Annotated in this window: 16 protein-coding genes; 7 read left to right on the top strand and 9 right to left on the bottom strand. The window is 56.7% G+C overall.

Features of this window, described 5'->3' with window-relative positions:
* Window positions 1-73 precede the first annotated feature (73 nt).
* Genes creC through creA form a run of 3 tightly spaced genes read right to left on the bottom strand, consistent with a single transcriptional unit; the run spans window position 74 to window position 2,688 of the window.
* Window positions 74-1,498 (bottom strand): two-component system sensor histidine kinase CreC, encoded by a 1,425-nt coding sequence (gene creC, locus AFK67_RS03250; RefSeq protein WP_007730126.1) that lies wholly within the window; start codon window positions 1,496-1,498, stop codon window positions 74-76.
* Window positions 1,498-2,190, bottom strand: a complete 693-nt coding sequence (gene creB, locus AFK67_RS03245; protein ID WP_007730123.1) for a two-component system response regulator CreB — start codon at window positions 2,188-2,190, stop codon at window positions 1,498-1,500. The genes creC and creB overlap by 1 nt, the downstream gene beginning before the upstream one ends.
* 18 nt (window positions 2,191-2,208) lie before the next feature.
* Window positions 2,209-2,688: a protein CreA gene (creA, locus tag AFK67_RS03240; RefSeq protein WP_007730121.1), complete on the bottom strand. Its 480-nt coding sequence runs from the start codon at window positions 2,686-2,688 to the stop codon at window positions 2,209-2,211.
* Between the two features lie 210 nt (window positions 2,689-2,898).
* On the opposite strand from creA, the gene robA reads away from it, so the two are divergent.
* Window positions 2,899-3,768 carry an MDR efflux pump AcrAB transcriptional activator RobA gene (robA, locus tag AFK67_RS03235; protein WP_007730118.1) on the top strand — a complete coding sequence of 290 codons (870 nt, stop codon included), beginning with the start codon at window positions 2,899-2,901 and terminating at the stop codon, window positions 3,766-3,768.
* Here robA and gpmB read toward each other — a convergent pair.
* A complete protein-coding gene (gene gpmB, locus AFK67_RS03230; protein WP_007730116.1) occupies window positions 3,765-4,412 on the bottom strand; it encodes a 2,3-diphosphoglycerate-dependent phosphoglycerate mutase GpmB in 648 nt (215 codons plus the stop codon). The two genes, robA and gpmB, sit on opposite strands and share 4 nt — an antisense overlap.
* A 54-nt stretch (window positions 4,413-4,466) precedes the next feature.
* Here gpmB and yjjX point away from each other — a divergent pair, with 54 nt between their 5' ends.
* On the top strand, window positions 4,467-4,982 hold the full coding sequence (gene yjjX, locus AFK67_RS03225) for an inosine/xanthosine triphosphatase (RefSeq protein WP_007730114.1): 516 nt from the start codon (window positions 4,467-4,469) through the stop codon (window positions 4,980-4,982).
* Here the strand turns inward: yjjX and trpR are convergent.
* Window positions 4,973-5,302, bottom strand: a complete 330-nt coding sequence (trpR, locus tag AFK67_RS03220) for a trp operon repressor (RefSeq protein ID WP_007730112.1) — start codon at window positions 5,300-5,302, stop codon at window positions 4,973-4,975. The two genes, yjjX and trpR, sit on opposite strands and share 10 nt — an antisense overlap.
* A 53-nt stretch (window positions 5,303-5,355) precedes the next feature.
* The gene (gene sltY, locus AFK67_RS03215; RefSeq protein ID WP_038884826.1) at window positions 5,356-7,290 is read right to left on the bottom strand and encodes a murein transglycosylase; all 1,935 of its coding nucleotides are present in this window, start codon (window positions 7,288-7,290) and stop codon (window positions 5,356-5,358) included.
* Window positions 7,291-7,524: 234 nt separating this feature from the next.
* On the opposite strand from sltY, the gene ettA reads away from it, so the two are divergent.
* The 5 genes from ettA to AFK67_RS03190 all read left to right on the top strand — a co-directional run bounded on the left by ettA (window position 7,525) and on the right by AFK67_RS03190 (window position 15,780).
* Window positions 7,525-9,192: an energy-dependent translational throttle protein EttA gene (ettA, locus tag AFK67_RS03210; RefSeq protein WP_007756101.1), complete on the top strand. Its 1,668-nt coding sequence runs from the start codon at window positions 7,525-7,527 to the stop codon at window positions 9,190-9,192.
* Between the two features lie 504 nt (window positions 9,193-9,696).
* On the top strand, window positions 9,697-10,845 hold the full coding sequence (locus AFK67_RS03205; protein ID WP_032966935.1) for a KpsE/RkpR family capsule polysaccharide export protein: 1,149 nt from the start codon (window positions 9,697-9,699) through the stop codon (window positions 10,843-10,845).
* Window positions 10,846-10,873: 28 nt separating this feature from the next.
* Window positions 10,874-12,538 (top strand): polysaccharide biosynthesis/export family protein, encoded by a 1,665-nt coding sequence (locus AFK67_RS03200; RefSeq protein WP_007718227.1) that lies wholly within the window; start codon window positions 10,874-10,876, stop codon window positions 12,536-12,538.
* A gap of 2 nt (window positions 12,539-12,540) precedes the next feature.
* A complete protein-coding gene (locus AFK67_RS03195) occupies window positions 12,541-14,577 on the top strand; it encodes a capsule polysaccharide biogenesis protein (RefSeq protein ID WP_038884847.1) in 2,037 nt (678 codons plus the stop codon).
* Window positions 14,578-14,583: 6 nt separating this feature from the next.
* Window positions 14,584-15,780, top strand: a complete 1,197-nt coding sequence (locus AFK67_RS03190; protein ID WP_007718225.1) for a capsule polysaccharide biogenesis protein — start codon at window positions 14,584-14,586, stop codon at window positions 15,778-15,780.
* Here the strand turns inward: AFK67_RS03190 and AFK67_RS03185 are convergent.
* Genes AFK67_RS03185 through AFK67_RS03175 form a run of 3 tightly spaced genes read right to left on the bottom strand, consistent with a single transcriptional unit; the run spans window position 15,775 to window position 21,956 of the window.
* Window positions 15,775-17,004, bottom strand: coding sequence for an alpha/beta hydrolase (locus tag AFK67_RS03185; RefSeq protein ID WP_007718223.1), 1,230 nt, complete (start codon window positions 17,002-17,004; stop codon window positions 15,775-15,777). The genes AFK67_RS03190 and AFK67_RS03185 overlap by 6 nt on opposite strands.
* Before the next feature lie 58 nt (window positions 17,005-17,062).
* Window positions 17,063-20,851, bottom strand: a complete 3,789-nt coding sequence (locus AFK67_RS03180; protein ID WP_007718221.1) for a CDP-glycerol glycerophosphotransferase family protein — start codon at window positions 20,849-20,851, stop codon at window positions 17,063-17,065.
* A complete protein-coding gene (locus AFK67_RS03175; RefSeq protein ID WP_038884828.1) occupies window positions 20,844-21,956 on the bottom strand; it encodes a stealth family protein in 1,113 nt (370 codons plus the stop codon). The genes AFK67_RS03180 and AFK67_RS03175 overlap by 8 nt, the downstream gene beginning before the upstream one ends.
* Window positions 21,957-21,958 lie beyond the last annotated feature (2 nt).

Here is a 21,958-nt window from a genome sequence, read left to right as displayed (position 1 = left end):
CTCCTCTTCGATGCTGCCGAAGATAGAGGGCTTATGTGGGGTGAAAATGAAGTTATGTGAAGTGCCGGTGAAGTCAGGCGGGAAGTAACGTCAGCCGCGCCTCGACGCCGCCTTCCGGCCGGTTAGCAAGCGTAATTTCCCCCTGATGAAGCCGCGCGACTTCCTGCACGAACGCGAGCCCGAGGCCGCTGCTCTTCTGCCCGTCGGCGCGCGGCAGCGAATAGAACCGCTCGAAAATGCGCGCCAGCGCGTAATCCGGAATGCCGCTGCCGGTATCGGTCACACGCACGACGACGCGCCCGCCTTCCTGCCACGCGCCAAGCGTTATCTCGCCCTGCGGCGGCGTGAAGTCGAGGGCGTTCACCAGCAGATTGCCGATAGCCTGCAACAACAGCGCCTCATCACCCGCCACGCGCAGGTCGCCAGGAGCCGGGTCGATACACAGACGCACCGCGTGGTGCAGAAACGACGAGGCGTGCAGCTCCGCCAGCGTGGCGAAGAGCGGCGCCAGTAAGACCGGCTCCGGCGCGATCTCCAGCCGGTTTTCGAGCTTCGCCTGGTGCAGCAGGGTTTCCACCAGCACCTGCATGCGCGCGTTTTGCTGCAAAATATTCTCGCTGAAGCGCCGCGCTACGTCGGGCGGCGGCGCTTCGCGCAGAATTTCTGCCGCACCGCGAATGCCCGCCAGCGGGCTTTTCAGTTCGTGGGTCAGCGCATGGACGTACTGCTCAATATAATTTTTGCCTTCAAGGCGCACGCGCATGTTTTCCAGCGCCTGGGCGAGACGCCGCAGTTCGCTGCTGCCGGGGTCAGGCAGCGGCAGCGGCGCCGCGCCGGTGACCGAATCGGCGTAACGCACCAGCCTGCCGATAGAGCGGTTGATCCACAGCACCATCACGATGCCGGTCAGCAGCGCGATGCCGAGCAGCGCAATACCCGCCATCATGATGCGATGCTCGCTGCGGCGGATAACCGGCGCGAGCGCGATATTCGGCTTACCGACGCTCAGCACGCCGATGATGCGGCCCGCGTCGCGCACGGGAGCCGCGACATACATCACCGTGCTGTCCGGGTCATCCTGATGCAGCGGCGAACTGCGCGCGCCGTAGTGCCCGCGCAGCGTTAACCAGACATCGTTCCAGCGCGAATAATCCTGCCCCACCGCCTCGCCGCTGGAGTCAAACACCACCCGCCCCTGCGCGTCTGTCAGATAAACGCGGTACTCATTACGCACTTTTTTAATGCCGCTGATGTTGGCATTTACCGGGTAGCGGTTAAGCCGCTCAAACGCCTGCGCCAGCTGCCCGTCGCGCGGATGCCCCGCCAGCAGATCATCGCGGGCAATTTCCGCCAGCAGCGTTGCGGTGTCGTTGAGCGAACCTTCTGTCGCCCGCCGCACGCCGGGCTTGATCTCCTGAACGAAAATCGCGAGCACAAACCAGGCCGCCACGGCGACAATCAGAAAATAGCCCAGCAGAAGCCGCATACCGATGCGCATCAGCTGACCGTCAGGCTGTAACCCAGCCCCCGATGGGTATTGATGGGCGAGGCGTCCGGGTTGACCGCGCGCAGCTTGGCGCGCAGGGTTTTGATATGGGTATCCACGGTGCGATCGAAACTGTCGTTCGCGTCGCCCCAGACTTTATCCATCAGCTGCTGGCGCGAATACACGCGGCCCGGTGCCAGCAGCAACGTTTTCAGCAACAGAAACTCATAGCGGGTCAGCGGCAGCGGCTGGCCGCACCAGGCGATGTGCGCGGCGTCGTCGTTCAGCTCGAAGCTCCCTACGCGCACCACGTTTTGCGCGCCGCTCTGCTGCTTTTGCAGACGCCGCAAAATCGTGCGCACGCGGGCGCAGACTTCACGCGGCGAAAACGGCTTGGCGACATAGTCATCCGCGCCGATTTCAAGGCCGATGAGCTTGTCCACTTCTTCGCTGCGCGCGGTGAGGAACAGCACCGGCAGCGCCGGGTGTGCCGCCAGTAACTGGCGGCACAGCTCGAAACCGCTGATATCCGGCAGGCCGACATCCAGCACGACCAGATCGGGCAAGGCGTGCCGGGCCGCGTCGAGCGCGGGCAGCCCACGCTCAAAGGCGCGCACCGTGAAGCCCTCAAGCTGCATCACATACGCCAGCGCGTCGCTGATGCTGGTTTCATCCTCCACCAGCCAGACGGTTGTCTGATTCATCCTGAATAGTCCTGTGAATTACCGGGCCTGGCCCCACGGCATAATCGGCACCGCGCTCAGCGCGTTCTTCGGCGAGCCTTCCACCACTTTGTCGGAATAGGTCAGGTAGGCCAGCGTGTTGCGTTTCGCGTCATAAAAACGCACCACCTGTAATTTTTTAAATACCAGCGAGGTGCGCTTCTGGAAGACGACATCGCCCTGCGCCTTACTGGCTTTGATTTTATCGCTCAGCTCGATAGGCCCGACCTGCTGGCAGGAAATCGCCGCGTCGGAGGTGTCTTCCGCCAGGCCCAGCCCGCCTTTGATACCCCCGGTTTTTGCGCGGCTCAGGTAGCAGGTCACATTTTTGACATCCGGATCGTCAAACGCTTCCACGACGATTTTGTGATCCGGCCCCAGCCATTTGAACACCGTGTCTACCGAGCCAATCTCTTCAGCCCGCAAACCACCGCTTAACGCCATAAACATTAGGGGAACTAATAACACCCGATATTTCATATTGTTACCATTCATTTAAGGTTACGTTTCGTGATTATTCACTGTGAGAACAAAAAACCTTACAGATCACATTGTTACTCAAAAAACCCTTTTTGTAGCAGCAGATCTCGCCCAGAGCGCAAAAGAAAACACTGAATGCCAGAAGAGCAAAAAATGCTACTATTCGCTACCCACTTTTTCAGGCACTGCGTTTAAGGATGAGGATTATATATGGATCAGTCTGGGATCATTCGGGATCTGCTTACCTGGCTGGAAGGCCATCTTGATCATCCCTTGTCTCTGGACAATGTGGCGGCCAAAGCCGGGTATTCCAAGTGGCATCTGCAACGGATGTTCAAAGAGGTAACGGGCCAGGCTATCGGCGCGTATATCCGCGCGCGCCGTTTGTCGAAATCCGCCGTCGCTCTGCGTCTGACCGCTCGTCCTATCCTTGATATCGCGCTGCAATACCGCTTCGACTCGCAGCAGACGTTTACCCGCGCCTTTAAAAAACAGTTTTCGCTAACGCCCGCGCTCTATCGCCGCTCGCCGGACTGGAACGCGCAGGGCATGTGTCCGCCGATTCGCCTTGAAGCGTTCACGCCGCCGCCTCACCAGTTTGTAACGCTCGCGCCGCTGCAACTCACGGGCCTTACGCAGAGCTATACCTGCTCGCTGGAGCAAATCTCTGAAATGCGCCAGCAGATGCGCGTCCAGTTCTGGCGGGAATTTCTCGCAAACTGCCCGACAATCCCGCCTGCATTTTACGGCCTGAACGAATCGCGTCCGAGCGCAGAGAAAGACGACGAGCAGGAAGTCTTTTACACCACCGCGCTGCCGGAGCCGCTGGCGGAAGGCTGCGTGGAACATGCGCACCCGGTCACGCTGGAAGGCGGCGATTATGTGCAGTTCACCTACGAAGGTCCGGGCACTGGCGTACAGGAATTTATCCTGACGGTATATGGTACCTGCATGCCCGCCCTGGGGCTGACACGCCGCCGCGGCCAGGATATTGAGCGCTATTTCCTCTCAGAAGAAACCAGCGCTCAGGAACGCGATATAAACCTGCGCTGCGAGTACCTGATCCCCATCCGCCGTTAACGCTGTAACTCATCCAGCGCAGGCGCATCGAGGTGCGACACATCGCCTGCCGTCTCCACCACCCAACCGGACGCGAGCCACGGGCTCTCCTGATAATCCACGCGGGAAATCGAACAGTTACGCAAGCGCAGGCGGCGCTCCGCGTAGGCGGGCAGGCCAAGAATGGTGCTCACCAGGCAACCCAGCGCCATGCCGTGACTTACCAGGAGCGGGCGGCTGCCTTCCGGCAGTTCGAGACAGGCGTTCAGCGCGCCATGCATACGATCGCTCACCTCCTGCATCGACTCCCCTTGCGGAATGCGTCCATCCGGCGTGCCGTTGACCAGTTGACGACGCCAGCCCTCTTCTTCGTCGGTGAGCGTGTCAAGATGACGCCTTTCGAGAATGCCCATATCCAGCTCGCGCAGGCGGGCGTCCAGTATCACGTCACAGCCACAGCCCCGCGCGATAATCTCCGCCGTGCGGCGGGTTCGCCCCAGATCGCTGCTGATGATATGCGTGATGCCAAGCGCTTTAGCGCGCTGCGCTACCTGCATGGCCTGGTGTTCCCCTTTTTCCGTCAATGGGCTGTCCGATTGCCCCTGGATGCGTCGCTCGGCGTTCCACTGCGTTTCACCGTGGCGAACCAGATATACCTGTAACATGCTTTTTATCCGTTATACTGCTGCGACTTAAACGTCTGTGAGTGTGAGTTGATTATGTACCATGTTGTCTGCGCCACGACGAATCCAGCCAAAATTCAGGCGATTCTGCGTGCGTTTAGCGAGATTTTCGGCGAAGCATCCTGCCATATTGACGCCGTCTCCGTCGATAGTGGCGTGCCGGAGCAGCCGCTGGGAAGCGACGAGACGCGCACAGGCGCGCGCCAGCGCGTCATGAACGCCCGCGCCCTTCGCCCGCAGGCCGACTACTGGGTGGCGATTGAAGCCGGTATTGATGAAGGCAGCACGTTCAGCTGGGTAGTGATTGAAAGCGCGCAACAGCGCGGCGAAGCGCGTTCGGCGACACTGCCGCTGCCTGCGGCGATCCTTGAAGAAGTACGCGCCGGGAAGGCACTGGGGCCGGTGATGTCCGCCTGGACAGGCATTGACGAAATTGGACGTAAAGAAGGGGCTATCGGCATTTTCACCGCCGGCAAGCTGACGCGCAGCAGCGTCTACCATCAGGCGGTGATCCTGGCCTTAAGCCCCTTTCATAACGCGATTTACCGCTGAGCCTGTAACAGCTCCTGCTCAAGCCACTGACGCAGCTCGGCGGGCGCCGCTTTCAGACTGTTAGAGCCGCGGGTAATCGTCGCGATCCCCGCGCCCAGCTCGCTTTTCAGCTCGCGCTGGCTCATCTCGCCGCGCAGCAACTCTTCGATAATGCGCACGCGCGTGCCGAGCGCGGCGCGCTCGTCCGGCGTTAACAGCAGCGTTAACAGGGGAAGATGAAGCTCATCGTCAAAAGATTGCTTCAGGAGCGCCACAAAGCGCAGCCACTCCTGATGGCTCTGTTCGGCCTGGGCCGCGGAATAAGTTGAATGTTGAGTCATCGGATGCCGCCATACTCGTTCACTAGTACGCCAGCATAGCACAACACCGCCGATCAGTAACGGCGGCGCCACTCCGCATCGCTCATCAACACCGGTTTATCGCCCATGAAATAGCGGTAATACGCATCATAGGCCAGCACGTTTTTCACATAGCCGCGCGTCTCGGAAAACGGAATACTTTCGACAAACGCCACCGCGTCGATGCGCCCGGCGCTGTTGCCAAGCCAGGTCCGCACGCGTCCCGGCCCGGCGTTATACGCGGCGGAAGCGAAAATGCGGTTGTTGTCGAACATCTGATAGACATACTGCAAATAGCTGGTGCCTATCTGGATGTTGGTTTCCGGGTCGAGCAGCTGCGCGCTGCTGCTGTAACCTGGCAGATTAAACATCTTCACCGTATGAGTCGCGGTGCCGGGCATTATCTGCATCAGGCCCGACGCGCCGACTGGCGAGCGCACTTTCGGGTTCCAGGCGCTCTCCTGGCGCGCGATGGCCATCGCATAGCTCTGCGGCACGGCTTTGTCGCTCACGTAGCGGGCGAACAGATCTTTATACGCCAGCGGGAAGCGCTCTTCGAGCTGATCCCAGAGCTTGCCGGCGATCGTCGCCTGCACGCTCAGATCCCACCAGTTACGATCAAACGCGTAGCGCGCCAGCGCCGCCTGCTCCTGCTTGCTGCGGCTGGTCACGAGATTCGCCCATTCGCTGCGCGCGGTGTTATCAAGCCCCCAGTACATCAGCTCGCGCACGCGCGCCATCTCTGCGCCTTCAAACAGCGCGGCGTTCACCGTCGGCGCTTTATCCACGCGCAGCGGATAATCCTCGCCAAGCCGTTGCGCCGCCGCCATCGGGTAGAAGCCGCGCTGCTGCATCAGCGCATGCAGAATGGTTTTCGCCTCGTCCTCGCGCCCGCGCTCCATCAGGAGATCAGCCTGCCAGTAGCGCCATTCGTCTTTCTCTTTCGCCTCCATCGGCAGGCGCGCAAGCCAGGTGTTCAGCCCGCTGCGATCGCCCGTACCGAGCGCCATACGCACCCGGCGCTCAATCAGCGAGGTCGATTCAGAACGCATAATGGCGTCGTCGCGCCAGCGGGCCTGCTCGGCGGTCACGTCACTGCCCATGAGGCGCCACGCCACGATATCGCGCAGCTCCTGCGCCTGCGCGTCGTTCAGCTGCTGCGCCTGAATAAGCGACGGGATCATCAGCCGGGCGTTTTCCGCATCTTCGCGGGCGACGCTTGCGAACGCCACTGCCGCCATCTGACGGGTGAAGTCGGTCGCGCCGACGCTGCGCACAAACGTCATCACGCTATTGGGATCGTTTGCGAGACTCACCAGCGCGCTGCTGATGGTCTGGTAATCAGACGGCAACTGACCGGCCAGCGAACTCACCAGCCGCGTGTTGCCCTCTTTCATCGCGAGACGAATACGCTCAAGGTAAGCCAGCGGATCCTGCGCGCCGGAAGTACGCCACGCCGCAAAAAGACGATCGCACGCTGCGGGCAGGTTTTTGCCGGTCTGCCAGAGATCTTTCGCGCCCTGCCACGCGCCCTGCGCGTCGCCGGTGTTAAATTTCGCGTAGTAGTAATTGCACTGCGCCTCGGTGCTACCCGGCGGCTGCGGGCTGAAGGCGAGAAGGCCGCGCCAGTCTTCGCGGCGCGCCAGTTCATTCACAAAGCGCGAGGTGAGCGAACGCGCCGGCGGCAGCGTCGGGTTCGCCTGAATAAACTGCTGCACCGTGAGTGTTGGCTGATTCATCAGGTCATCGGTGAGCTGGCGGTACTGCAAATAGGGATAGAGCGGATAGGTTTGCAGCGTGGGCATTAACTGCTCCACGACGTCCATCTGCCGGTTATCCCACGCTTGTTTGATCTGCGCATAGCGGCTGCGCTGCTCGTCGAGCGAATCGGCGCGTGCGGCCTGGCCGAGCGCCAGCAGGCAGACGCCCGCTGCCAGCCACCGCCAGACGGCTTGTCTGGATGTTCCCACAATCCTTCCTCATGTTAATTGACTGACCGGCAGCCTCATGCCGCCTGAAATTCTCAGATACCTCATGCTAACCAGGCGAACGCCGTTGCGCCATGTCGCGAACATTTTTTTACCATTCGCGCTTTAATGTCTTGTCTGGCGCATTCGCGGCGTTGCTGGCTGGGATTAAGCGCTGAAAACAGCTAAACTTCGCCACTGTTAAACCCTTAATCATGATAAGAGGCGAAGTCCAACGTGGCTCAATTCGTATACACCATGCATCGCGTCGGCAAAGTCGTTCCGCCGAAGCGACACATTCTGAAGAATATCTCTCTGAGCTTTTTCCCTGGCGCCAAAATCGGTGTGCTGGGCCTGAATGGCGCCGGTAAATCCACCCTGCTGCGCATCATGGCGGGCATCGATAAAGATATCGAAGGTGAAGCCCGTCCGCAGCCTGGCATCAAAATCGGCTACCTGCCGCAGGAACCTCAGCTGAACCTGGAACACACCGTTCGCGAATCCGTTGAAGAAGCGGTGTCCGAGGTGGTTAACGCGCTGAAAGGTCTGGATGAAGTGTATGCCAAATACGCCGAACCGGATGCCGACTTCGATAAGCTTGCCGCGCAACAGGGCAAGTATGAAGAAATCATTCAGGCGCATGACGGTCATAACCTGAACGTTCAGCTGGAGCGCGCGGCCGATGCCCTGCGTCTGCCGGACTGGGACGCGAAAATCGCGAACCTCTCCGGGGGTGAACGCCGCCGCGTGGCGCTCTGCCGCCTGCTGCTGGAAAAACCGGACATGCTGCTGCTCGACGAACCAACCAACCACCTGGATGCGGAATCCGTGGCATGGCTGGAGCGCTTCCTGCACGACTTCGAAGGCACCGTAGTGGCGATTACCCACGACCGTTACTTCCTCGATAACGTCGCGGGCTGGATCCTGGAGCTTGACCGCGGTGAAGGCATTCCGTGGGAAGGCAACTACTCCTCCTGGCTTGAGCAGAAAGATCAGCGTCTGGCCCAGGAAGCGTCTCAGGAAGCGGCGCGTCGTAAATCTATCGAGAAAGAGCTGGAATGGGTGCGTCAGGGCGCCAAAGGCCGTCAGTCCAAGGGCAAAGCCCGTCTGGCGCGCTTTGAAGAGCTCAACAGCACCGAGTACCAGAAACGTAACGAAACTAACGAACTCTTTATTCCGCCGGGACCGCGTCTTGGCGATAAAGTGGTGGAAGTCAGCAACCTGCGTAAATCCTACGGCGACCGCGTGCTGATTGACGACCTGAGCTTCTCCGTGCCGAAAGGCGCGATTGTCGGCATTATCGGTCCGAACGGCGCGGGTAAATCGACGCTGTTTCGCATGATGTCCGGGCAGGAACAGCCGGACAGCGGCACCATCACGCTTGGCGACACCGTGAAGCTCGCATCCGTCGATCAGTTCCGTGACGCGATGGACAACAGCAAAACCGTCTGGGAAGAAGTGTCCGGCGGGCTGGATATCATGAAGATCGGCAACACCGAGATGCCGAGCCGCGCTTACGTGGGCCGCTTTAACTTTAAAGGTGTGGACCAGGGCAAGCGCGTCGGCGAGTTGTCCGGTGGTGAGCGCGGTCGTCTGCATCTGGCGAAGCTGCTGCAGGTTGGCGGCAACATGCTGCTGCTCGATGAACCGACCAACGACCTGGATATCGAAACCCTGCGCGCGCTGGAAAACGCCCTGCTGGAGTTCCCGGGCTGCGCGATGGTTATCTCGCACGACCGCTGGTTCCTTGACCGTATCGCCACGCATATCCTGGATTACCAGGATGAGGGCAAAGTGGAATTCTTCGAAGGTAACTTCACCGAATACGAAGAGTACAAGAAACGCACGCTCGGCGCAGAAGCGCTGGAGCCGAAGCGTATCAAATACAAACGTATCGCCAAGTAATTCCATTCACGGCCTTCGCAAGAAGGCCGTTTTTTTATCTCGCTTATCCTTAAGATTTATACTCGCCCCCAATTCCGATTTAAGGCCACTTTATTGTCCATTCATACTTATTATGGTAATTAATAAACCATATTTGGCTCTTTGGGTTTCATAAGGTTTATCCGGTATCATCCGACCGTAAATCTTATTATTGGCGTTTATTATTTTCATGGACTGAAAATGTCACGGAATCGGTGTCAGGGTAAGCAGACCACCATCTGCGCGTCGTTAACGTCATCTCTCCTCGCTTTTCATCATTTTCACCGTCAATACATAAAAACGACAATCCGCTTTTAGTGTTACTAACGACACGCGCTGCGGCTTACGGCTATGCTGGCCGCTTTATGTTTGTCGACAACGCTATTTCTGCTGGCAATGTCAGAAATAAACGCCGGAAGCCATAAAAACATTTTTTATAAAAATAATTTTCTATCATTTATTCATAAAATTAATGGTATTCAGACCGTGCTCAATAAAATAAAGCTCTTTTTAGCAGGAATGCGGCAACGGGATATTTCCCGCGGCGTGCGCGTCTTTCAGTGCCATAGCGCGAAAATCCTTATTGGCGCGCCGATGCTGCTGCTGGCCGTTTACCTGCTGATTTTCAGCCAGCCGCGCTATGTCAGCGAATCGCAGGTGGTCATCAAGCGCGCCAGCGATATCGAGAGCGGCAGCCTGAACATCGGTCTGCTGATGGGGGCGGCTAACCCGAGCTCCGCCGAGGACGCGCTTTATCTCAAAGAGTACCTGCACTCGCCGGATCTGCTAAAAACGCTCGACCGCCAGCTCGATTTTAAAAAGGCGTTTGGCGCAAGCGGGCTGGATCTCTTCTATCACCTCAGCGCTAACGCGACCGCCGAAGAGTTTCTCGATTACTACCGCCACCGCATCGCCATCCGTTACGACAATAAAAATGGCTTGCTGACTATCGAAACCCAGGGCTTCACGCCGCAGTTCGCGCTGCGCTTTAACCAGGCGGTGCTGAAAGAGTCCGAGCGCTTTATCAACGAGCTTTCGCACCAGATAGCGCGCGATCAGCAGGCGTTTGCCGAAGGCGAACTGGAAAAAGCCCGCCAGCGGCTGGACGCCAGCAAAAGCGCGCTGCTCGCCTTTCAGAACCGTAACCAGATGCTGGATCCGCAGGCCTCCGCTGTCGCGGCGAGCTCGGCGGTTAACAACCTGACCGAGCAAAAGATCCGCCTTGAAACCGAATTGCGCACGCTGCTGACCTATCTGCGCGAAGACGCGCCGCCAGTGGTGACCACCAAAAACACGCTCGCCTCCATCAACGCTCAGATAGACAAAGAAAAAAACAGCATTACGGCCCCGGAAGGCAACCGGCTTAACCGCGTAGCGGCGGACTTCGACGAACTGAAATCACGGGTGACGTTCGACACCGATCTCTACCAGCTCGCCCTGACGGCTATCGAAAAAACGCGCGTGGAGGCGGCCCGCAAGCTGAAAAGCCTGTCGGTCATCAGCTCCCCCCAGCTGGCGGAAGAGTCGCGCTACCCCGAGACACTCTACCTGCTGGCCTGCGGACTGCTGATCTGCAGCCTGCTGTTCGGCACGCTCAAACTGTTGCTGGCGATTATTGACGATCACCGCGTGTAACCCTGCTGCTTTAACCCCTGAGAGAGTTATGAAAAACGTTTCATCCGCCTCACTGATCTTTTTCTGTCTGACGGCCAGCGCCAGCGCGCTCGATGTAACTGCCGACCCGGCGCTGACCGGCGCGGCGCCGATCCTCACGCCCACGGCGTCGGCACCGGTTAGCGCAGACGGTTTCGATAACACCCCGCCGCCCGCGCCCGCTGCCGTGATGAGCCGCATGTTCGGCGCGCAGCTCTTTACCTCGCCCGGCGCCGAGGGCGGCGCCAGCATCGCCTTTAACCCGAACTATGTGATTGGCCTCGGCGACACCATTCAGGTGCGCCTGTGGGGCGCGTTCACCTATGACGGCACGCTGACCGTCGACCCGAAAGGCAATATTTTTCTGCCGAATGTCGGCCCGCTAAAGGTGGCAGGCGTCACCAACAGCCAGCTCAACACGCTGGTTATCATGCGCGTGAAAGAGGTGTATCAGTCCAACGTCAATGTTTACGCCTCGCTGTTGCAGGCGCAGCCAGTCAAGGTGTTTGTCACCGGCTACGTGCGCACGCCAGGCCTTTACGGCGGCGTGGCGTCCGATTCGCTGCTCTCCTATCTCAGCAAAGCGGGCGGCGTGGACAGCGAGCGCGGCAGCTATGTCGACATCACCGTCAAGCGCGGCGCGAAAACGCGCTCGCATGTGAATCTGTATGATTTCCTGCTCAACGGCAGCCTCAGCCTGTCGCAGTTCGCCGATGGCGACACTATTATCGTCGGGCCTCGCCAGCACACGTTCGGCGTCGAAGGCGACGTGTTTAACAGCTATGACTTTGAATTCACCGACGAACGGATGCCGGTTTCCGAGGCGCTGCGCTGGGCGCGCCCCAGACCGGGCGCGACGCACATCACGCTGGTGCGCCAGCAGGGCGCGATGAAACAGAGCGAATATTTCCCGATTAGCGAGGCGGCCAGCCGCACGCTTCAGGATGGCGACAGAATGGTGGTGAGCTCCGACCGCTACACCGGCACCATTCAGGTACGCGTGGAAGGCGCGCACTCCGGCGAACATGCGATGGTGCTGCCATACGGCGCCACGATGCGCCAGGTGTTGGCGAAGCTGCGCCCCAACAGCATGTCGCAACTCAACGCCATTAAGCTTTATCGCCGCTCGGTCGCGCTGCGCCAGAAAGAGATGCTCGACCTGTCGCTGCAAAAACTGGAGCAGGCGTCGCTGTCGGCGCAATCCTCGACGCAGGAAGAGTCACGCCTGCGTATGCAGGAGGCGCAGCTGGTGAGCCGCTTTGTGGCGAAAGCCCGCACCGTCGTGCCGCAGGGTGAAGTGGTGCTGAGCGAAAACAACCTCGATTCGGTGCTGCTGGAAGATGGCGACGTCATTACCATTCCGGAGAAAACCTCGCTGGTGATGGTGCATGGCGAAGTGCTGTTCCCCAACGCCGTCACCTGGGAAAAAGGGCTCGATCCGGAAGATTACATCGCCAAATGCGGCGGCATGACCCAGAAAGCCAGCGGCGCGAAAGTGATTGTCATCCGCCAGAACGGCGCGGCGCTCGATGCCGAAGAGGTGGATGATATGCAGCCTGGCGACGAGCTGATGGTGCTGCCGAAGTATGAGTCGAAGAATATCGAAGTCACACGCGGTATTTCGACCATCCTCTACCAGCTCGCCGTCGCGGCGAAAGTCATCCTGACGCTGTGATGATGAATACCACGGTCCTCGGGATTTTCTCACCGGGTATCTGGCGCATTCCGGGTTTAGCCCGGCTGCTGCAGGTGCCGTGCCGCAAACTCGCGTTGCGCCGTGCGATCCCGGCGGAGGTAGGCGCCATTGCCGTCTGGGGCAACCGCCCCAGCGCGGCGGCAGCTGTTGCCCGCGCTCGCGAAGCGGGGCTACCGGTTATTCGTCTCGAAGAGGGCTTTATCCGCTCACCCGGCCCGGCGGCGCAGGGTTATCCGCCGCTCTCGCTGGTGATGGATGACAAGGGGATTTACTACGACGCCAGCCGTCCAAGTGCGCTGGAAACGCTGATTCAGGATACGCACGGCAACGCCGCGCTCAGCGCCCAGGCGCAGGAGGCGATGCGGCTTATTGTGCAGGGCGATCTGGCGAAATATAACCACGCCCCGCCCTTTGACGGCGCGCCCGCAGCCCGCGCGGTGCTGGTAGTGGATCAAACGCAGGGCGATATGTCCGTCACGTTTGGTAACGCCAGCGCGGCGTCGTTCCGGCTGATGCTGGAGGTCGCCCGCGCCGAAAACCCGGATGCCGAAATCTGGGTCAAAACGCATCCGGACGTCTTGCACGGCAACAAGCGCGGCTACCTGGGCGACCTGCCGCCTGACGCCCGCCTGCGGCCGATCGCGCAGGATGCCAGCCCGCAGTCGCTGCTGCGTCACGTGGCGCGCGTCTACACCGTCACCTCGCACTATGGTTTTGAAGCATTGATGGCAGGCAAACCGGTAGTCTGCTTCGGGCAACCCTGGTATGCCGGATGGGGGCTGACGGACGACCGCCATCCGGCGGCGCAGGCGCTGGCGGCCCGTCGCGGTAGCGCGCCCCTGCTTGCGCTGGTGAGCGCGGCCTATTTACGCTACGCGCGCTACCTGAACCCGCAAACAAACGAGCCCGGCACGCTGTTTGACGTCCTGGAATACCTGAGGCTCTACCGCCGTCATCAACTGGCGCTGCGCGGCACGCTGTGGGCGCCGGGACTGTCGTTCTGGAAACGCAGCATTCTGAAGCCGTTTCTCGCCACGGCGGATAACCGCCTGTGTTTTTCACGCGTCCCCCCGGCGGCTCACGCCTGCGTCGTCTGGGGAACCGCGGGCGAAGCGCGCTGGCAGGCCATCGCACAGGCGCGCGGGATGGCCGTCTGGCGCATGGAAGACGGCTTTCTGCGCTCGGTGGGGCTGGGTTCGGATCTCCATGCGCCGCTGTCGCTGGTGCTGGATAAACGCGGCATTTACTACGACGCCACCCGTGCAAGCGATCTGGAAGATGCCCTTAACGCCGTGAGCCTGACGCCTGATCAGGCCGCCCGCGCTGAGCGTTTGCGCCAGCATATTGTCGAAAGCGGCGTGAGCAAATACAACGCGGGCACCGCGTGGCGGCTGCCCGGCGAAGCCAGAGGCCGACGCGTTCTGCTGGTGCCAGGACAGGTGAGCAATGACGCCTCGCTCAGCGGCGGCGCGCAGCACATTCAGACCGTTACCGCGCTGCTGCGCCTCGTGCGCGCCAGAAACCCGCAGGCGTATATCGTCTTCAAACCGCATCCGGATGTCGTCGCAGGCAACCGTGCCGGAGAGCCCGACGGCAAAAACGCGCTGCGCTGGGCGGACTGCCTCGCCACACAGGCTGACATCACAAGCGTGCTCGACCAGGTCGATGAAGTACACACCCTCACCTCACTCACCGGTTTTGAAGCGCTGCTGCGCGGCAAAACGGTGTATTGCTACGGCATGCCGTTTTACGCCGGATGGGGCCTGACGCACGATGAATATACCTGCCCGCGCCGCACCCGGCGGCTTACGCTGAATGCGCTTATCCACACGACGCTTATCGATTACCCCTTCTACCTGCACCCGACGCGGAAAACGCCGATGAGCGCGGAAGACGCCGTCATGCTCCTGAGCGCCTCGCCGATACGCCGCGGCGCGCTTACCGCCCGGCGCAAAAGGCTTACGCCTCTTGTGAACAAAGCCCGCCACCTCATTCACGCTTTTCTGGGCGCGCGGTAACCTCCTGTGATCCGCAGCGCCCTTGACACTCTGCTTTCCGGCCAGAAATACCTGCTATTGCAGGGGCCGATGGGGCCGTTTTTCCGCCATCTCGGCGACTGGTTAGAGAGCAAAGGCCGCGAAGCGCGACAGGTGGTGTTTAACGGCGGCGACCAGTTCTACGCCCGCAAAGGGAAAAGCCTGGCGTACCGGGGAGTGCCGGACGATTTCGGCACGTGGCTTGGCGCGACGCGCGGCGACTGGCCATTTGATACGCTGGTCTGTTTTGGCGACTGTCGACCGCTGCATCAGGCTGCCCGCCGCTGGGCGCAGGCGCAGGGGATCCGTTTTCTGGTGTTTGAAGAGGGCTATTTGCGTCCGTGTTTTATCACGCTTGAAGAGAATGGCGTCAACGGGTTCTCCGACCTGCCGCGCGAGGCGGCGTTTTATCGGGGTTTGCCTGCGCAGCACGCGCCGGACGTTAAGCGCATCGCGCCTTCCACCTTACGGCGCATCGGCCACGCGGCCTGGTATTATCTGATGGGCTGCTACCATCAACGCGCGTTTGCGCGCTACCGGCACCACAAATGCTTTTCCCCCTGGTATGAAGGCGCATGCTGGACGCTCGCCGCAGCGCGTAAGTTCTGGTATCGCGCCACGGAGCACAGACTCCGCCGCGCGCTTGCGACGCGCTACCGCGGGCGCTACTTTCTGGCGATCCTGCAGGTCTTCAACGACAGCCAGCTGCGGTGCCACAGCGGTTATCACGACATGCGAGCGTTTATTGCAGAGACGCTTGGCTCGTTTGCGCGCCATGCCCCACCATCGCGGATGCTGGTCATCAAGCACCATCCGATGGATCGCGGGCATCGCAATTACCGCGCGTTTATCAATGCGCTGAGCGCACGTTATGGCGTCGGCGAGCGGGTGATTTACGTCCACGATGTTCCGCTGCCCGAACTGCTCAGCAATACAGCGGGGGTCGTGACCATCAACAGCACCGCAGGGATCTCCGCGCTTATCCACAATAAGCCATTGAAAGTAATGGGCAGCGCACTGTATGACATCGACGGGATCACGTTTCAGGGCGCGCTGGACGCGTTCTGGCGCGCGCCCTTTCGCCCGGACCACCGCTTGTTTTCAGCGTTTCGCTGCTATCTGATGCGCTGTACCCAAATCAACACCGTCTTTTACAGCCGGGAAAACCCTTTCAGCGGGTTATAAACTCGCTTTACGGGTGAGATACACGCGGTTATCTTCGCTGAATACCTCCAGCGCCTCGCTGGTAGCCAGCACGCGGTTTGCCAGCGCAGGGTCGGTTTCCAGCGCTTTACGCGCCCAGACCTGCTGGCAGGTAATATCCAGCCACAGCTGATACGTACCGATGGGCAAGGACGCCAGCGAAAGGCCTTCATAGCGCGCCGTACAGAACCAGCCTTTGTCATAATTCACAAAGCCTTCCTCGTAGAGCTGGCGGGTGAGAATGGCGCGGTGGGCTTTCGCGATGCGAAACACCTCTTCAAAGCCGTCTTTTTTGCATACCAGATCAACCTGAATATCCTGATACTCCGCGCAGCTCAGCCCTTTCAGCACCGCCACGCCCTCCGGGAACAGCCGCGCGCCATTAACAGCGACCTTTTTCAGCACCGCCACCGGCTCAGGTTTAATCGGGCGTGGCAGCACACGATTATCCGCCGTCAGGACACATTCGCCGTAGCGCGGAACCGCACCCTGAGAAAGCGCATAGAAAATCCCTAACAGTAGAGGCACATGATATGACGTGACCTGATTATGCTCTCTGATAAGCATCGACTGCGCCATAAACAGATTAAAGTTTTGGTATTTCCTGAAGGCAGGAATATAGGGTTTTACTTCAGTTTCATACTGGCAGTCGGCTTCGGAGGTTAACAGGTAGATATTTTTATCAAGCGCGGTGTCGCTGTTTAACTGGCACGGCAATAGCGTATCCAGGCGATGCGCAGACGCCTCACTCTCGTCGCCAGTCATATGCGTAAAAACGTCGGGCCAGTGGTTTTTTGCATAGCTGCCGATATGAAACTGCGGCACCGTCGAAACTATATTTTTAAAGCCGTATTTAAGGCCATACCACAGCGCCGCGCTACCGCCTTTCGAGAATCCGGCCAGCGTACACTGCGTTTTATCAAGGTCATAGCGCGCCAGCATCATCTCAATAAACGCGATCACCGTCTGCTCGACGCTAAAATCGTTGTTCTGACACAGGTAATAGGTGCAGGCGTTATTAAAATCGTCTTTGATCCACACGACATGCGACGGACAATCCTGGAGAGCGTTGGCAAAATCATACGTAAACATACCGGCCCCCCCAAACCCACTGAAAATAAAAATCATATGCTGCGTGTCATATTTTCTTTTTTTAAAGCGGTATTTAATTTGTACGCCATTAACAATTTCAGTTTGCTCTGACATTTTTACTCCATAAAAAAACAGGCGCGGGTTTATTGCGCCTGTTCTGAATGATTAACGTTTATTGTTGGATATCTGACTTAACGGAAAACTCGCGCAGGAGCCGCAGATTTTGTAATTTCTCCGCTGCGTTGGCAGGCATCTGTTGCGGATAATGACGCAACAAGTTGAGCCAGCAATCATAGGCGTCATCCCAGTCTTCGCAGAGCTGTGCCAGGTCGCAGCGCAACATCCACGCCGGCTGGTTATAACGGCTGATTCTGTTACGCACCACCGAGAGCGCCTGACTAAAGCGCCCGGCCTCTTTTAATGCGCGGGCATAGATAAGACAAAGCTCATCATCCGGGTTATCGCGGGCTTCCAGCAGCGCGATCGCTTCGTTTGTTTTCTTAAGCGTCAGGCACGCCTGCGCGTAAACCTTCAGGAAACGCACGTCATTTTTCAAGGCGCTTTTCAGGGTGGCGAAGAGCGCATATATTTCTGCGCTTTTACCCGTGCGCAATAGCGCCACGCAGTAATAATAGAGATGCTCATCCGGCAGATTACCGATATCCGCACAGGCCTTATTAAGCTGCGTAAGGATTTTCTCCCAGTTCTGGCGCAGGAAGGCCAGACGCGCGATTTTCAACCGGCACTGCGGATCGTTTTCAATATATTTCTCATATTTCACCAGACACTGATGGGCGTCATTGAGCTTATTCAGCTGCTGATAGCAATAAGAAAGCGTAATTAAAAGCTTATTTTCCAGGCTTTCTGTCGATGTCACATCCACGCCCTGCTCCTCGACATACGCAATCCCTTCGGCCCATTTTTTCTTAGCAAGCAGGAGACAGAACCGGGCGTAATGGAACCCCGTTACGGGGCGCGCTTTCTTACACAGGGCCTCCAGAACAGCAACCTGCTCGCTGCGGCAAAGACAGTAACAGTAACGGGCGTTATCCACGTGGGTTTCGCACGCCTCCTGCCAGTAGAATACCGCCTGCTGCCAGTGATGCTCCGCCATTTCGAGCAGCGCGCGACTGACGCTGAGCGCGTGATGACTTTGCTGCGGATAACGCGCATACCAGCCATCAATAACCTGCCGCGCCGCCACGGTTTTACCCTGCTTGCGCAGGGCTTCGGCAAGCCCTGCACAGCCCTGCGCATCTTCCTCCTGGGTAAGCGTCAGCGCCAGATACGCCTGCCAGCGTTTCTCGGCCAATGCCCAGCGGCGAGCACTGCCCGCCTGACGGGCGTACTGCTGGTAGATGTCCGCATCGGCGAAGCCATCCGGTAAAGGCGCATCCAGCGACGCGATCGCCTGATACGTGCGCTCGCAGTTCTGCCCGTCGCGATAAGGGAAGGTCTGACTGATACGCTTGAGGATTTTCGCAGAGGGCACCGCGTTATTTTTCAGCAGCGTGTTCAGCTCTTTAAACAGCGCTTTTTCCGTTTCAACCACCGGGCCAAACCCGTGCTCGCGGTAGTCGAAGTAGCCTTTGGAATACACATGGCCTGCAAAGAATTCTTTAGCGTCAAACTGGTAGTAGATTGTTTGTTTATTTTGAACAGCCATTTCAAAAGCCACAGATGAGTAGTCAGTAATCATCAGCGCGGCTCGATTAAATGTTTCCTGAATACTCCCCGTTACATGAGTAATAACGTCAATAAACTCTGGAACGTCGAATCCCTCTAAATAAGGCAAAATATTAAAGTGAGGAAAAAACGCCACACGGTAATTATATTTTTCAGCATACTCAGCCAACAGTGGAGATTGTAAAAAGCTTTTCCAGCGCAAAGTAAAATCACTTCCAAAAAATGATGGATTTATTTCACGCTCATCACCATCCCCTAAAACCTTGCCGACTATGCTTTGTCGCCATGTTGGCATAATTACGATTAGTCTTTCTGGTTGGCTGTAATTATTTATCAGTTTGTCGTGCCGTGGCAATCCAGTCAAAAAGACTTCTTTTTTAGAGGAAAAATATTTAGTAAAATCATTACTTATCGAATGATACTCCGCTGATGATGACGCTATAAAGCAATTGATTTCTTCTTTTGTGTTTAACCAACCAGAAAGATCGTCTTTAATGACCCCATGCTGTAAAAATACAAAGTGCCTTCCTGTAAGCATTTTAGGGCCCAATAAATTAGTAACGTAGTAATTAGCATGGGAGCTAATCACTTTACTGCATGAGCCGAGAGCAAGCTTATGCTCCATAGAACCAAATTCAAGCAGGTTAAACCCTTCTTTTTCCAGACGAGCCCAGTCATGTGACTCTCGCTTTAAAGCAAAGAAAATTTTTCTTTCTGGATAATTTTTTTGAACATAGCGATAAAGATGTTCGGCATTGTCATCAGCCTGAGTATCGCGGTCTATAAAAACCCAGGCGCCTATATAATCTTTTTTCTTTGCATACTTAGGCATCATAGAAGAAAAAGACTTAACAATTTCGCATGGGTTCAGGCCATCCTTATGCTGCTTCCCGCCGAGAGAAATACGCGTCGGCAATCCTGATACAGATACTTTTATGTTCTGCGCATTACCCAGTGCGACCCACAGCCGTCGCTCCAGAATTAAGGTTTCATCCATAAAGTCATGGCGGATAGTTTTGGCATAGGCCGGGATTGCGTCAGCGCCATCCAGCGTAATCTGCTCAAGGCCGACAAGGCGGGTAAAATAGCGAAGCTGCGCCATGTGTTTATGCGGATCGTATTTTTCTACATATACGATTTGCGCCTCGGGCTGGAGATCTTTGAAAAACGACAGCATCGCTACTTTATGGAAAAACCAGGCACCCGCCAGCTCGAAATTCATAATGGTATTTTTATCGAGATAACCAAAAATCTCTTTAAGCTTACGAATAAACGTTTGTTTTTCATCTGCTGACAAAAAGGCGCTACGTCCACCATGATTGGTTAACCATTTGAGATACCAGACAATCTCATAAATGACCGTCCTTTGTATATTTACCGGCACTACACCCTCTTTTTCGGCGTAGGATTTTAAGACGTCCAGGTAACCATAAACAGGAACATGCGTGAACCGCTCCTTTTTAGTCCAGGAGGTGTCCAGTGTAGACGAGCCATCCTCACGCTTGCGGTAATAATATTTAGAATGCGTTAAAAATGCGGCATGTCCGTTTTTTTCACCTTGTAAATAGCGGGCAACGAAATGCGCGTCCTCAAAATTAGGCTTAACTCTGGTATCGAAATATACATTTTTTAACGCTATCATATCCGAACGAAAAAATGCCGTACTGGCTGATAACTGGATCTCTTTTTCCATTTCAGCAAGCGGCACCAGCTGATTGCCCTTTTTAAACTTATAAGCCAAAGGGTGTGCATCTTTGTACTGATTTTTAGCCTCATAAAACATAATGATATTACAACCCACCATTTTGACGTCTTTATCGTTATGCTGATAAAGAAAAGCATCGAGGTTGTAAAAATAAGCGACATCAACGAAATCATCCGGGTCGATAAACGTCACCCACTCCGTAGCCACATGCTGCAATCCGTTGTTACGGGCGGCAGACTGCCCGGCGTTTTCCTGATAGATATACGTGATATTGTTCGGATATTTCTTTTGCCATTTTTTAATAATGTCGCCAGAATTATCTGTCGAACCATCATCGACCAGGATCAGCTGAATATGCTTTTTAAACTTCAGCCGCTGATTGATAAAGCTTTTAAAATAGTCATCCAGAAAGGCGCTGACGTTATACACTGCCGACACCACCGTATAGTCGTAGTGCCCGTCTTCTTTTTTAAGATGCAGCTTACTTAATTTCCGTGCCTGATTGGCAGCCATGTCGCTGAAGAACAGCCTGGGGTCCCTTACCAGCTTGCGAAGTTTATTACTAAACATTTTTGTGCGTTCCATTTTCAAAATATGTTCCCAGCATGTCAATCAATTGGTCCTGATAATTAGGGGTACTTGTGTTACGAGAAGAAAAATCATTGGCGCAGAAGGAATGCGGCGAGGCATTATTCTGTTGGCCATTAATCAGCGCGCGATAATGCATTTTTGCGGCGGGGGATCGCACGTTGAAGTAATAACAGATATCCCTTGCGGGCGTGGCCATTCCCAGGATATAGGTCAGCCAGGGCACCAGAAACGTCGGCAAATTCAAGTCGTTGTCGCTTCTGAATTTACCTGGCAGAAACGCCTCGATTTGCTGGTGGTATCGCTGTCGGGTCTCGGTAAAAAGGCTTTTACGCAGCGGCACATAGGTGTGGGCCAGCGGCGCATCGGGTGCAAAGCCTGTATCCTCTGCCAGCAGCGCTCTGGCGTTCAACGACGCGGCGAGCGCTGGTGTCGGGCTCCCGCGCTGCGCCATCGCCGTCAGGCTCTTACCGGCGATAAAGAGCGACGCCAGGCCATTACTTCTGAAAAAATGACTTGCCGGCAGCTCGCGCGCCACAAACACATCATCATTGAAATAGATAAAATGTTCGGCAAGCCCAGGAATAAGATGTAAATGCGCTTCGATGACGTGCGAGTTAAACGTAGGCAAATATTGTGGCGGAATAATCTCTGCATGAGAGATAAGCTTGATCTTTTCTATATCTCTGGCCCAGGGTAGAGAATGCCCGTCGACGACAATATAGATAAAGCGCACCCAGGGCATAAACCGCAATACGCTCAATACTGAATAATAGATTTCATTATGGTTATCAAAACGAGCCAGATCGCCGTCCGTATTTTCACCCGACTGTAAATAAGTATGCTGGTACTGCTGAAATTTTTTGACCCAGCGTGGGTCGCCATTATCGACCCAGGTAAAAACCACATCGACCGGAAAATTAACCGCAAACATGTTCTCCAGCGCGAGGTCGTGCTTAAGTAGCACCCCCTCTTCCGCGACCGGGCAGTGGATCTCATTAAAGATAAGCGGATGTTTTTTAAGCAAGTAATCTCTTAAAAATACGCCGGGAGACGCGAGCAGCTTGCGGGCTTTTCTGTATAACATGA

The sequence above is a fragment of the Cronobacter dublinensis subsp. dublinensis LMG 23823 genome (assembly GCF_001277235.1).
Taxonomy (GTDB): domain Bacteria; phylum Pseudomonadota; class Gammaproteobacteria; order Enterobacterales; family Enterobacteriaceae; genus Cronobacter; species Cronobacter dublinensis.
The sequence above is the reverse complement of the archived record's forward strand: the minus strand, read 5'-3'. Positions and strand labels throughout refer to the sequence as shown.

Excerpts from the sequence above, each read along its gene's own strand:
- AFK67_RS03185 (WP_007718223.1), bottom strand. The coding sequence starts at position 17,004 with ATGTCAGAGCAAACTGAAATTGTTAATGGCGTACAAATTAAATACCGC.
- creC (WP_007730126.1), bottom strand. The coding sequence starts at position 1,498 with ATGCGCATCGGTATGCGGCTTCTGCTGGGCTATTTTCTGATTGTCGCC.
- AFK67_RS03175 (WP_038884828.1), bottom strand. The coding sequence starts at position 21,956 with ATGTTATACAGAAAAGCCCGCAAGCTGCTCGCGTCTCCCGGCGTATTT.
- creA (WP_007730121.1), bottom strand. The coding sequence starts at position 2,688 with ATGAAATATCGGGTGTTATTAGTTCCCCTAATGTTTATGGCGTTAAGC.
- gpmB (WP_007730116.1), bottom strand. The coding sequence starts at position 4,412 with ATGTTACAGGTATATCTGGTTCGCCACGGTGAAACGCAGTGGAACGCC.
- AFK67_RS03195 (WP_038884847.1), top strand. The coding sequence starts at position 12,541 with ATGAATACCACGGTCCTCGGGATTTTCTCACCGGGTATCTGGCGCATT.
- creB (WP_007730123.1), bottom strand. The coding sequence starts at position 2,190 with ATGAATCAGACAACCGTCTGGCTGGTGGAGGATGAAACCAGCATCAGC.
- trpR (WP_007730112.1), bottom strand. The coding sequence starts at position 5,302 with ATGACTCAACATTCAACTTATTCCGCGGCCCAGGCCGAACAGAGCCAT.
- robA (WP_007730118.1), top strand. The coding sequence starts at position 2,899 with ATGGATCAGTCTGGGATCATTCGGGATCTGCTTACCTGGCTGGAAGGC.
- AFK67_RS03180 (WP_007718221.1), bottom strand. The coding sequence starts at position 20,851 with ATGTTTAGTAATAAACTTCGCAAGCTGGTAAGGGACCCCAGGCTGTTC.
- AFK67_RS03200 (WP_007718227.1), top strand. The coding sequence starts at position 10,874 with ATGAAAAACGTTTCATCCGCCTCACTGATCTTTTTCTGTCTGACGGCC.
- yjjX (WP_007730114.1), top strand. The coding sequence starts at position 4,467 with ATGTACCATGTTGTCTGCGCCACGACGAATCCAGCCAAAATTCAGGCG.